General features: G+C 63.4%; 10 protein-coding genes. 7 read left to right on the plus strand and 3 right to left on the minus strand.

The window, feature by feature from the left end; genetic code table 11:
• Window positions 1-45 precede the first annotated feature (45 nt).
• Both JX292_RS00175 and dacB read right to left on the minus strand, forming a co-directional pair.
• The gene (locus tag JX292_RS00175) at window positions 46-3,120 is read right to left on the minus strand and encodes a DEAD/DEAH box helicase (RefSeq protein WP_204860199.1); all 3,075 of its coding nucleotides are present in this window, start codon (window positions 3,118-3,120) and stop codon (window positions 46-48) included.
• 208 nt (window positions 3,121-3,328) lie between these two features.
• Window positions 3,329-4,903, minus strand: a complete 1,575-nt coding sequence (gene dacB, locus JX292_RS00180) for a D-alanyl-D-alanine carboxypeptidase/D-alanyl-D-alanine endopeptidase (protein WP_204860201.1) — start codon at window positions 4,901-4,903, stop codon at window positions 3,329-3,331.
• A 193-nt stretch (window positions 4,904-5,096) separates the two neighbouring features.
• Between dacB and JX292_RS00185 the strand changes: the two genes are divergently transcribed.
• From JX292_RS00185 to folE, 7 genes are all read left to right on the plus strand, one after another.
• Window positions 5,097-5,582: an inorganic diphosphatase gene (locus JX292_RS00185; protein WP_204860203.1), complete on the plus strand. Its 486-nt coding sequence runs from the start codon at window positions 5,097-5,099 to the stop codon at window positions 5,580-5,582.
• A 267-nt stretch (window positions 5,583-5,849) separates the two neighbouring features.
• Window positions 5,850-6,074, plus strand: a complete 225-nt coding sequence (locus JX292_RS00190) for a helix-turn-helix domain-containing protein (protein ID WP_070691310.1) — start codon at window positions 5,850-5,852, stop codon at window positions 6,072-6,074.
• Window positions 6,075-6,119: 45 nt separating this feature from the next.
• A complete protein-coding gene (locus JX292_RS00195; protein WP_204860204.1) occupies window positions 6,120-7,361 on the plus strand; it encodes a type II toxin-antitoxin system HipA family toxin in 1,242 nt (413 codons plus the stop codon).
• A 94-nt stretch (window positions 7,362-7,455) separates the two neighbouring features.
• Entirely contained in the window at window positions 7,456-8,598 is a 1,143-nt protein-coding gene (gene tilS / locus JX292_RS00200; RefSeq protein WP_204860209.1) for a tRNA lysidine(34) synthetase TilS, read from the plus strand.
• A gap of 272 nt (window positions 8,599-8,870) precedes the next feature.
• Window positions 8,871-9,422: a hypoxanthine phosphoribosyltransferase gene (hpt, locus tag JX292_RS00205; protein ID WP_204860211.1), complete on the plus strand. Its 552-nt coding sequence runs from the start codon at window positions 8,871-8,873 to the stop codon at window positions 9,420-9,422.
• Window positions 9,423-9,670: 248 nt separating this feature from the next.
• Window positions 9,671-11,884, plus strand: coding sequence for an ATP-dependent zinc metalloprotease FtsH (gene ftsH, locus JX292_RS00210; RefSeq protein WP_430538689.1), 2,214 nt, complete (start codon window positions 9,671-9,673; stop codon window positions 11,882-11,884).
• Complete coding sequence (folE, locus tag JX292_RS00215) at window positions 11,871-12,455, plus strand: GTP cyclohydrolase I FolE (protein WP_049333477.1); 585 nt, start codon at window positions 11,871-11,873, stop codon at window positions 12,453-12,455. Before ftsH ends, folE begins: the two co-directional genes overlap by 14 nt.
• Before the next feature lie 121 nt (window positions 12,456-12,576).
• Here the strand turns inward: folE and JX292_RS00220 are convergent, their stop codons facing one another.
• A complete protein-coding gene (locus tag JX292_RS00220; protein ID WP_204860212.1) occupies window positions 12,577-12,768 on the minus strand; it encodes a hypothetical protein in 192 nt (63 codons plus the stop codon).
• Between the last annotated feature and the right edge of the window lie 58 nt (window positions 12,769-12,826).

Genomic DNA, 12,826 nt, shown 5'->3' on the forward strand with positions numbered 1-12,826 from the left:
CCAAAGACCCCCCCGCAACGTAGCGGGGAACTACGCAGCGGGGCGCTACTCCACCAGGCCCGCAAAGCCCGACAGAGCCAGCACCTCCTCAACATCCTGCGGCACCGAACGCGCCACCCACGGCGAATGCACCAACACCGCCCGCCACTGACCGCGCGATACCGCTACGTTCAAACGATTCGGCGACAGCACAAACCCGGCACCGCGCCCAGAATCAACCCGCGACGACGCCAATGACACCAACACCACCGCAGCCTCCTGACCCTGGAACTTATCCACCGTACCCACACGCACGCCAGCACCCGAAGAATCCGCCAAACCAGCCGCAATCAGCGCCTCACGCACACAATCAACCTGCGCGTTATACGCCGCCACCACAATGCAATCCTCAGCCGCCAACGGGCGCGGCTCAGCACCGGCCGCCGAAACCCACTCGCGGCCCAACAACTCGCGCACGCAATCCACCACCGCCTGCGCCTCCTGCACAGAACGCACCGAACAGCCCGAATGCTCCACCGGATACGACACCACACCCGGCGCAACACCCTGCAGAGCACGACCAGCCGTAGCCGCCGCGCTCGCCAACGCGCCATCATACGACAGCCACGAAACCCGCTCGCACAGCGCCGAATCCATACGCCACGACTCACCCAAGAAATAGCCGAAGCGCGGGTCCAGCGCCGCCGCACCGTCAGACAACCAGCCCAGCGCCGAAACATCCACTGGGTACGGGTGCACACCCGTCGACACCTGCGGCAACTGCTGCGGGTCCCCCAGTAGCAGCACCGAACGCGCCGCACGAGCCGCCGCCACCGTATTCGTCAGAGAGAACTGGCCCGCCTCATCAACCACCAGCACATCCAGCGACCCGGAAGGCACGCGACGCTCACTCACGTAATCCCATACCGTGCCGCCAAACAGCAGGCCGCCCGCACCAGAAATCAGCTCCACCAGCTCAGAATCAGACACCTCAGACCATGGAGCGTCCGGAGTCACCGACTTACCGCGCAGACGCACCGCACGGGAGGCGTCAAAACCATCACGGGCACAGCACGCCACCATGAGGTTCTCAATCACCGCATGAGACTGAGCCACCACGCCAACCTTCGCGCCCTCAGCCACCAGGCGCGCAATCACATGCGAGGCGAGGAAGGTCTTACCCGCACCCGGAGGGCCCTGAACCGCCACATAGGAGCGGTCGAGAGCGCGAACCGCCGCGTGCACGGCATCCACCGTGGGCAGGTCAGAGCTGGAAAAATCAACCTCACAAGGTAGATTTTCTGCATTTTTGGCGTTCGAGGCGCCCTTCTTCAGGCGCGGCGCGCGGCGGAACAGCAAATCCGCGGAGGCGCTCTTCACCCCCGTCAGCGAAGCCGCCGCATCGAGCACGCTCGGCAGGGCACGGGGCGGGTCAGGGGTCTCGGCGGACTCGCTGGAAGCTTCGGAATCTTCGCCGGGCACGGGGTCATTAAGCGCGGGGTCGTTGGGCATGAGCGCGCCGTCGAAAAGCAGCCCGTGCACATCAGCCTGCAGAGCCGCCTCAATCGTCGCCGTAGACACCGGGTCACCCGGACCGATACCCGAGGGCAGTGCGCCGTGCGGCTCATCCTTCACACGGATGCGCTCCTGCAGAAGCACCTCCAAGAACTCGCCGGTCGACTCTTCAGCTGCTTCGGAATTGGCGGAATTCTCGGATCCGGCACCGAAACCGCCCTGCGCCACCGCCAGCACACGCATGCCAAAGAAACCCGTCGCCGCCAACTCGGCGGGCACACGCTCACCCGGATTCGACGCACGGAAATAATTCAGCTGCGACTCCATGCGGTCCAGCGCAATCTGCGGGCTCAGCCCCGCCTCATACGCACAAAAAACCGCACGGTCAGAGGGCGCAATCACCAGGCTCGGGTCAGCCTCAATACGCGCACGCAACAGGCGCACCTGCGCGCCGCGCACACGATACCAGCCGGGGGCGCCCTCAACCTCGGCGGGCTCCTTCATGGCGGCAGCGAACGCCTCCTCCTCGGCGGGGGTGCTCAGAAGCGCCTGTGCTTGCTCCACCGAAAGCATCTGCACCCGGTCAAGATACGCGTAATCGCGGCTCGCCACCCACGCCGTCGGGCCGTCCTCCAGGCGGCGAATGTGCTCACGCCAGAATGGGGCACGCTCTCGGCGGTGATAATTCGTCATGGACAGCAGCATCGCCGCCTCAAACTTACCGGCACCCCAGCCGTGCTCCGCTGTGTGCTCCTCCAGGGAGGCGAGCTGGGCATCCAGCAGGCACTGCAGGCGGTACTGTTCGCTGTCGTTCTCGACCGCGGCGGGCACCCTGTACATGACCGGGTGTTCCTCAGTTTCGGGGTCTTCGGCAGTGTCTTCGGTGACGAGCTTCGGGGCATCGGTCGCGAGGGCAAGAGATGCCGCCGCGTTCAGGCACGCCGGGCACTCGCCGCAGGTCAGAAAATACGGGATGCGCTCGGCAAGTTCCGCCGGTTCTACACCCTCGTTCAGCGCCTGGGTGAGCAGCAGGAGGCGCTGCTCCTGCAGGCGAATCAGCGGCAGAATACGCGCCGAATCAACCCGGTGAGGTTGAGGACCGGGGGAGTGGTGCTCGGCGGACTCCGACGCGGACTCCGCGCTGTACTCATCCGCGCCGTGCTCCAGGTGAAGGTCGAGGCGCCTCGTATTCTCGGCGCTCTCGGTTGCACTAGCGGTCAGCAGGTGCGCCGCCAGGGCACCGCGCAACAGCGCCCGATGCGTCGCCTCACCCAGGTGCGGGGTGCAGACGATCCGGGCGGTATTGCTCTTGGCGGTGCTGTCCGTAGCCGGGCAGTCGAGGCGGTCGAGCTCCACCGTGTAGGTCAGCCCCGCCGCGGAGGTCGCCACCAGGGGCACCGGGCGCGCTGTGCCGCCCGCGTGCTCACCGCTGACCACTCCACTGCCGACCGTTCCACCGGCGGTCAGCGCTCGCAGGCACTCGCGGTACGCTTCGCGGGCGCGCTCGGACTTCTCGGGGGTGGGGCGTGCAGACTGGTTCTGTGCACGCTCCCGGAGCCCGGTGTAGAGCCCCAGCTCGCAGGCGGAGGTAGCGGTCAGATCGGCGAGGGTGAAGGTAAGGTCCATGGTGACTTTTCTGCTGGAGGAGAGAGAAATAGGGCGGGCGTGAAACCCTGCCGGGGAATGGGTACGAACCCCGATTGAGAGGCTTATGAGCATCCCGAGTCGCCCCTCGCCCATAGAGGTTGATTTTCAGGTTTCACGTGAAACACTACAGAAAATCAACCTATATAGGATGATTTAGAGAGCTTTCGGGGCTATCCGAGCACACACGCTAGGAGGCTGCACCTGCCGCAGCCGCGGTAGAAACTGCCGCCGCGGGCGCCTCCGAAGCACTCGCAGAAGCACTCGGCGCGTTCGAACGGTTCGCAACCGCGGCTGCTGCAGCATCCGCGCGCTCCTTCGCCGCGGGCAGGGCCTCCGCCCCACCCAGGTCATTCAGAATAATCGCGAAAATCAGGCGGGTGCCGTCGGGCCGGGTCGCCACGCCGCACAGCGAGGACACCGTGTAGAGGGTGCCCGTCTTGGCGCGTACAAAGCCGCGCGCGTGCACCGAATTTGCCGCCGCAAAACGATCGGACAGGGTGCCGCTCACGCCCGCGACCGGGAAGGCCAGCATGAGCTGTTCGGCGCGTTCATCAGCATTCAGCAGAGCCACGGTCTGCACCAGAGTCCGGGCGGTCACGCGGTCCGTTAGAGACAGGCCGCACACGTCGGCCTGCACCAGGTTGTCTACGGTCACGCCGGCATCCACGAGCGTCTGGCGCACCGTCTGCTGGGCGGCCTCGGCGCTGCCCTCCATGCCCGCGGCGATGGCGGCGTAGCGTCCCAGCACCTCGGCCAGGGCGTTATCGGATTCGAGCATCATGTGCCGCGCTTGCTCGAACAGAGTGGCCGACTCCACCGCCCCCACCTCGGTCGCCCCGGTGGGGGCGGTCGCGCGCTCGGCCAGGGTAAAGCTCAGGCCCGAATCCTTGCCGGCGGTGTTGAGCGCATCCATGAACGCCTGCTGGGCGGCCACGGCGGCATCCTCCGGGCGCACGGGGCCGCTTGCGGTCGACTTGCCCGGCACAGTGTGCGATTCGAGGGCCATCGGATGAATAGCGGTAATCTGCCCGCTGGACACGTCGCCCTCCTCCCAACCGGGGTTGACGCTCGGGCCGGTGAACAGCGCGGTGTCCAGATAGATGGGCATGGCGCCGGCCGGCTTCTCTCCCGCGGCAATGGCCTTGACCGTCTGCTCGGCAAGGGTGGCCAGGCCGGCCCGGCCCACGACCTGATTCGGGTCGGAGGCCCCCGCACCCAGCAGGGAGTCGCCTCCGGCCACGAGGTACAGCGCATCGCCCTGGCGCACCGCGCGGGTGGTCAGGCGGGCCTGCAGGTTGGCGTGGCGGCTCAGGGTGAAGAAGGTCAGGATCTTGAAGGTGGAGGCGGGCACGCGCGCGGTATCGGCGTTGGCGGCGTACAGGTCGGCGGGCGCAGTGGCCGCCTTGATGCTGGGCAGGTTGCCGTCCAGGCCGGTCACGAGGATGCTGTACTGCGGGTAGGTGCCGTCGGAAAATAGCTTGTCGAGGCTGGCACGTAGGCGCTCGGCCTCCTCTGCGTTCAGCGCGGGTGCGAGGCTCGGGGTAGCGCTTGCGGAGGCGGTCGCCTCGGCGGTGCCGGTGGGGCTGCTGGATGCGCTTCCCGAGGGGCTTACAGAGCCTTGGGGGCGCTTCTGCTCCACGGCAGCCGATCCGCAGGCGGTCAGCAGGAACATGCCGCCGAGAGTGAGGGCGGCGCGGCGGGTGAGGGTTCGGCCGGCGTGAGGGAGGCCGGGGGTCTGTGCGTGAGGATTGATGGAGGGCATCCTTTGAGCATAGCGGCAGGGTGTGGCGGGTATCGAATTGGGGCGTTGCCTACACCGCCTTGTTTTGCCCCCGTAATACGCGGTTTCGGCACGTGCGAACGGGTTACAATGGGTGAGTTCAACACCTAGCTTTCGCACCCGTGCGCCGAAGTCGCCGCGAAAGTGACTCTAACTCACGAGAAAGAAGGTTCCGATGGAACTCGACGTCACTATTGAAATTCCCCGCGGCTCCCGCGTGAAGTACGAAGTGGACCACGAGACCGGCCGCCTGCGCCTGGACCGTGTGCTGTTCACCTCCATGCAGTACCCCACCGCTTACGGCTACTTCGAGAACACCCTGGGTGAGGATGGCGACCCGCTGGACGCCATGCTGATCCTGGACGTTGACGTGGTTCCCGGCGTGCTGGTTGAGGCTCGCCCGGTTGCAGTGTTCAACATGACCGACGAGGCTGGCGGCGACGCTAAGGTTCTGTGCGTTCCCACCGACAAGCGTTACGACCACATCAAGTCCCTGGCTGATGTCTCCGAGCAGCTGAAGGCTGAGATTCAGCACTTCTTCGAGCGTTACAAGGACTTGGAGCCCGGCAAGTGGGTTAAGGGCGAGGGCTGGGATGACCTGGCTGCTGCTGAGAAGATGGTCCAGGAGGCTATCGACCGTTTCGCAGCTGAGGGTCACTAAGCTGCCGCACCGTTAGGTGCATCAGGTTTTGGAGGGGGCGTGTTCCCTGCGTCTGGTTCGTGCGAGTTTTCGTGCGTGCTGGAGGCGGCGGGCACGCCCCCTTTTGCTGTGTTCCTTGGCTGTGTTCGGAGGTTCCGCGGAAGGGTGTGTAGCCGAACTATTCTTCGGAAAATAGCTTCAGAGAGCCTCTTGGGGTGCTAATATAGGCGTATTGCGAAGAATAGTTCGTATAACCTGAGGTTCTGCAGCGGTGAGGAGGAAGCCCCTATGGCATTCGACGCAACTAGGTTCGCGCAGGAATTTGGTGCCCAGGTTCGCGCCGTCCGCAAGTACGAAAAAATCACCCAAATGGAGTTGGCGTGGATGGTCGGGCTCAGCGATAAAACAATCCGCGATATTGAGCGTGGGCTACCCGGCCCGTCAATTGGCGCGGTCCTCAAAGTCGCCCAAGAGCTCGGCATCGAGCTGGCCATCACCAACCCCCTCACCTAACCCCTCCCGCACACTGCGATAGAAAACAGAACCTGGAGAAAAGCCATGACAGATGAACTTATGGCAGATGTCTATAAAGATGGTGTTCTCGCCGCATATTTGAGGCGAGACGCCAACGGGCTGATTCATTTCACCTACCGAGCAGAATATGATGGTCCGGCGGTTGCTACGAGCCTGCCTTTGGGCACGGAATATACTGCAGAATCAATTCCTCCTTTCTTTCAGAATCTTTTGCCCGAAGGCTATAGGCTCGACGTCGTTAGTTCCGAGAAAAAAATCAGCAAAAACAACACCCTGGGCTTATTGCTGGTCATTGGTTCTGACGTTCCAGGTGACGTACAAATTATTGAGCATGGACGGGAACTGTACACCGCTCCTGCCGCATTGGTGAACAACCCTGAGGTTGTTTCCTTTGCAGAACTTATGGGCACGGTTGACCGCCGAGGACTGCCTGGCGTTCAAGAAAAGTTGAGTGCCGTCATGAAAACCCTGCCCGTGCATTGGACGGGTGCCGGCTACGATGCGCTTCTGAAAATCAGCCCGCAACGCATGCCCGGGCTCGTGGAAAACGAAGCTGCCCACCTTACGGCGGCCGCACTCATGGGGATTCCTGTAGCTCAGCATGAGCTTGTCTATGATCGAGACGGCGTATCAGGTTTGATGGTTTCTCGATTCGACAGAACACCCTCCGGGGGACGCATCGCTATGGAGGATGGCGCACAGATTTTGGGTGTTCCTTCGGGTGAGAAATACACGGAAGATAATCCTGCTGTGACAACAGAAAGTGTCATTCAAGCAATGGTGAAGCTTGCTGCTTCCCCTGCTATTGCCCGCAGGAATCTTTACATGCATTTTCTCTACGCTTGGCTGACCGGTAATGGGGACCTGCACGCAAAAAATATCTCGCTCCTCAAGGGACGCCGTGGATGGGAAGTAGCTCCTATCTACGACATCCCCTGTTCGCTCGTGCACATTAAATCTTTATCCATGGCGCTTAGCGTCAACGGAAAAGATAATTCGAATCCCGGTGACGGTTCGCCGCCCGAAGATTGGAAGATTACTGTTGACGATTGGCTTGCTCTCGCAGAGACTATCGGTCTTCCGCCTAAGGTGCAGAAAGACGCTCTAACTCGTGCGCTCAAAGCGGCTCGAGCAGTTCGCTGGCCCACAGACCGCGCCGCCCCGGGATATGTTTTCAACTCGAATGCCTCACCGTTTAAGGCCATGCAGAAAGAGTTGGAACGCCGCCAGGACGAGTTTGAAGAGTACCTTCATACGCGCTCCTAAGGCTTCTGACTTCTTGAGCCTTCGTTATTTCTAAACTCTCCTCGTGAAGTATCTATCTACATAGACACTTCGCAATTTCTATAAAGGAACCACCATGCAGAATGGACGCGCAGGACGCCTGCACCCCGCCGTCGGCACTGCCCGCCGCCACCTCGCCGCCGCCCTCGAAAAGCTCCTGGGCGCCGGAAGCATTAAAGCTACCGGGCGCTCCCGCACCAGCCGCACCGCCCCCGAGCCGGACGCCGCCGCCCTGCCCCTGCTCCTGGTCGCCTGCAGCGGCGGCCCCGACTCCCTCGCGCTGGCAGCCATTGCCGCGCACTTCGCCCGCCGCGGCGACGTGCGCGTAGGCGCCATCATCGTTGACCACGACCTACAAGAAGACTCCGCCGCGGTCGCCGCGCAGACCGCGCAGACCCTCACCGACCTGGGGCTTCACCCCGTCATCACTGAAAAAGTGCAGGTTCCCGTCGGGAACATGGGCCCCGAAATGGCGGCGCGCACCGCCCGCTACACCGCCTTCACGAAAGCCGTTGAAGCCACCGGCGCCCGCGCCGTGCTCCTCGGCCACACCCTCGACGACCAGGCAGAAACCGTACTGCTCGGCCTGAGCCGCGGCTCCGGCACCCGCTCCCTGGCGGGCATGCCTCCCGTGCGCATCGAAGAGGGCGTTACCTACCTGCGTCCCTTCCTCGGCCTGCGCCGCACCGACATGCTCGATATTTGCGACGCCGAAACCCTCACCCCCTGGATTGACCCGACCAACGCCGATGAAACGCTGATGCGCGCCCGCATCCGCCACAGCGTGCTGCCCTACCTTGAGGAGTACCTCGGCGGGGACGTCGCCCGCTCCCTGGCGCGTACCGCCGCCGTGGCCGGCCCCGACGCCGACTACCTCGATGAACAGGCTCGCGAGGCTTTCGAACGGGTGCTGCTACCCGCCGGAACCGCCGTGCGCGGCATCGAACGTGAGGATGCCGTACTGCTGGACCGTACGCAGGTGGCGGCGCTACATCCGGCGTTGCGCCTGCGCGTGCTCGCCGCCGCCTGCAAGGCCGCCGGGGGAGAGAACCCCGGCTTTGAGCGCCTGCAGGCGCTGGACGCCTTCGCCGCAGAATACGCGGTAGCGGGCCCGGTTCAGATGCCCGGTCACGTGAGCGCCTACCGTCGCCGCAAGGTTGCGCACCCGGTGGCCGGTGAGCGCGTGGATGCGCTGGTCCTCGTGCCCACCCGCGGGTAGCCGCCGCTCTGCCGCTGAGGCTTCGGTGCCGCCTGTCGCAAACCTGCCTCCCGGACCGCCGATAGCGTCCCCGCATGTCACTTTGGGTATTGTTCCGGTCTCGTGCTGGGGGACCTGCGGGGGTGTGAGGGCGTGGTGAGGTGCGCCGAAGCACGTTTTTAAGTCATACTTAAAGCGAACACCATCCACATTATCCGGTGCGGGGTGCCCGCCAGCGAGCGGTCTGCGCCCTCCCGGAGGCGCAGTAGCGTCCAATATACGAAGGAATTATCGTGCAGGCTATCGACGTGAAGGACGATATTAAGAACGTACTCTTCACCAAGGAAGAGATCAATGCGAAGATCGCCGAGCTGGCGGCTCGCATCGACGAAGACTACGCCGGTAAGGACGTGTTGCTCGTAGGCGTGCTGAAGGGCGCCGTCATGGTGATGGCTGACCTCTCCCGCGCGCTGAAGGGTCACTACACCATGGACTGGATGGCTGTCTCCTCCTACGGCTCCGGCACCAAGTCCTCCGGTGTGGTCCGCATCCTGAAGGACCTGGACACCGACCTGGTCGGCCGTGACGTGCTGATTGTTGAGGACATCATCGACTCCGGTCTGACCCTGGCCTGGTTGCAGCAGAACCTGATTTCTCGCGGCGCCGCAACCGTTGAAATTTGCGCCCTCCTACGCAAGCCCAAGGTCGTCAAGGCTGACGTCAATGTCAAGTACGTTGGCTGGGACATCGAGCCCGAGTTCGTGGTCGGTTACGGTCTGGACTTCGCTGAGAAGTACCGCAACCTGGACTGCGTCGCCACCCTGCACCCGCACGTGTACTCCTAAACTTCATCGTCGGCACCCGAAACGCCGATACACGCCCCGCTTCTCGCCGTTCGCGCGGAGGCGGGGCGTTCCCGTACTCGCACGCGGGTGGGGAGGGCTACCTATGCTTTAGCCCGCAGGTGAAATAGAGAAGAAGGGTACCTGGCCCCCGGCCGCGGTAGGGTACATTTAAGGTTGCATCGTTGGGTGTTCCGGCACGAAAATGCCGCAACCCCGACGGGTTACAGCCGCAACGTAAGGACAAAGCATTGGCGCAAAACTCCAATACTCCGCAGAAGGGCACGGATAGCTTTCTGAAAAAGCTCATCAACGGCCCCTGGTTCTGGCCGGGCGCAATCGCCGTGGTCATGCTGGCGTTCTTCATGAGCTCCCTCTTCGGTCAGACCTCGCGTCAGGTGGACACGAACGTGGGTCTTCAGTTGCTCAACGACCACCAGGTCAAGAGCGCGAAGATTTACGACGGTGATCAGCGCGTGGAGCTGCAGCTCAAGGAGGACTACAAGAAGGGCAACGACAACTACGGTAAGTCGGTGAGCTTCTACTACGTGCAGCCCCGCTCCGAGGACGTGGTTAAGGCCATGGACTCCGCCCAGCTGGAAAGCTACACGGACCAGCCGGTTGAGCACAGCTTCTTGAGCTCGCTGGTGTCCTTGTTGTTGCCGATTCTGCTCTTTGGTGTGCTGTTCTGGTTCCTGATGGGACGCGTCGGAGGCGGCTCCTCCGTGATGAGTTTCTCCAAGTCCCGCGCGAAGAAGTTCACCAAGGACAAACCGGATGTGCGCTTCAGCGACGTTGCTGGCGTGGACGAGGCGCTCGCCGAGCTGGAAGAGGTCCGCGAGTTCCTGGCTGAACCCGAAAAGTTCACCCGCCTGGGTGCAAAGATTCCTAAGGGCGTTCTGCTGTACGGCCCTCCCGGCACCGGTAAGACCCTGCTCGCCAAGGCTGTGGCGGGCGAGGCTGGCGTGCCTTTCTACTCGATTTCTGGCTCTGACTTCGTTGAAATGTTCGTGGGTGTGGGTGCGTCCCGCGTGCGCGACCTGTTCAAGGAAGCGAAGAGCGACCCCGCCGCCATCGTCTTCGTCGACGAGATCGACGCCGTTGGCCGCCGCCGTGGCGTCGGCATGGGTGGCGGTAACGATGAGCGCGAGCAGACTCTGAACCAGCTGCTGGTTGAGATGGACGGCTTCGACGGCAACTCGAACGTCATCGTCATTGCGGCAACGAACCGCCCCGATGTGCTCGACCCGGCGTTGCTGCGTCCCGGTCGTTTCGACCGCCAGATTGGTGTGGATGCCCCCGACATGAAGGGTCGCGAGCAGATTCTGCGCGTGCACGCCGCGGGCAAGCCGATTGCCAACACCGTGGACCTGGCCCTGGTTGCGAAGCGCACCCCCGGTTTCACCGGTGCCGACCTGGCGAACGTCATGAACGAGGCGGCCCTGCTGACCGCCCGCGATAACGGCAACGTGATTGACGACCGCGCCATTGACGAGGCGATTGACCGCGTGATGGCTGGCCCGCAGCGTTCCTCGCGCATCATGAACGAGCACGAGCGTAAGGTCACCGCATACCACGAGGGCGGTCACGCCCTGGTCGCGGCGGCACTGCGTAACTCCGCGCCCGTCACGAAGATTACGATTCTTCCGCGCGGCCGCGCACTGGGCTACACCATGGTCATGCCGCAGGACGACAAGTACTCCACGACCCGCCACGAGCTGCTCGACCAGATGGCCTACGCGATGGGTGGCCGTGCGGCGGAGGAGATTGTTTTCCACGACCCCTCGACCGGCGCCTCCAACGATATTCAGAAGGCAACCGACACCGCCCGCAAGATGGTCACCGACTACGGCATGAGCTCCGTGATTGGTTCTGTGAAGCTTGGCGGCGAGGACACCGAGCCGTTCCTCGGTGGCGGCGGCGCTTCGGCCCGCAACTACTCGGACGAGACTGCGGCGAAGGTGGACGCTGAGATTCGCGCCCTACTGGATCAGGCACACGATGAGGCGTTCGCAATTCTGCTGGAGAACCGCGACGTGCTGGACCGCCTGGCCTTCGCCCTGCTGGAGAAGGAAACCCTGCTCGAGCACGAGATTGCCGAGATTTTCAAGGATGTGCGTAAGCGCCCCGAGCGCGAGTACTGGTACTCCAAGCCGACCCGTGAGCGCACCGACATTCCGCCGGTGAAGGCTCCGAGCGAGTTGGCTCAGGAGGCGCAGAAGGCTGCAACTTCGGCGGCGCCTGCCCCCGTAGCACCTGCTCAGCAGGCACCGACTCAGCCCGTTCAACAGGCACCGGTGGCACCTACCCAGCCTCTGCCGCCTCAGGCGCCTGTCACGAACCCGGACGCCGACCCGACGGTCGCAATGCCGCCGCAGCAGTACCCAAACTACCCCGTGCCTCCGGTGCAACGCCCGGAGAATGGCACCCCGAACCAGAATGGAGCAGAGAATGAGCGAGGCTAAGACTGCCGTCGACCAGCCGCGTATTGAGGCGGCTGTGCGCGAGATTCTGCTCGCAATCGGTGAGGATCCTGACCGCGACGGTCTGCAGCAGACCCCGGCCCGCGTGGCGCGCGCCTACGCGGAGTTCTTCTCGGGCCTGCACCAGGACGCCGGCGAAATTCTGGGTACGACCTTCGACATCGCCCACTCTGAGATGGTGCTCGTGAAGGACATCCCGTTCTACTCGACCTGTGAGCACCACCTGGTGCCCTTCCACGGCGTGGCGCATGTGGGTTACATCCCGGGCCCGGACGGCAAGGTCACCGGCCTGAGCAAGCTCGCCCGCGTGGTGGAGATGTACGCTCGCCGTCCGCAGGTGCAGGAGCGTCTGACCACCCAGGTGGTGGAGGCTCTGGAGGAGCACTTGAACCCGCGCGGCGCGATTGTGGTGATTGAGGCTGAGCACATGTGCATGTCGATGCGCGGTGTGCGTAAGCCGGGCGCGAAGACCGTGACCAGCGCGGTGCGCGGTGCGCTGATGAACACCGCAACCCGTGCGGAGGCGATGAGCCTGATCTTCTCGCAGCGCTAAGCAAGTACGCTAATAGGAACGCTAAGGGGGGCGGAGGTTTTCACCTCCGCCCCCCTTGCTGTGCGGTTGTGGCCTTCGGAGCCGCTCGACGCCCAGCGCCGTTAAGACTTGAGACAGCCCCTTAGCGGGCCTCGTTCTTGTTATCCCAACCCAGTGCGAGAGTCACAATCAGGCCCAGGGCAATGAAGCCGCAGCCGGTTGCAGTACCGAAAGCAATCCAGCGGACCGCGGGAGCGTTCTCGGCCAGAACAATAACGAACAGCGAAGCAATCGCGATCAGGGACAAAATCCACGCGCCGGTCTTCAAATTCACGATGAGTCACTTCCTAGAGTATGTATGTGTATGAGGTGCCCAACCCACACCGCTGTGA

The sequence above is a fragment of the Rothia mucilaginosa genome (assembly GCF_901875305.1).
In the GTDB taxonomy this organism is placed as follows: Bacteria; Actinomycetota; Actinomycetes; order Actinomycetales; family Micrococcaceae; genus Rothia.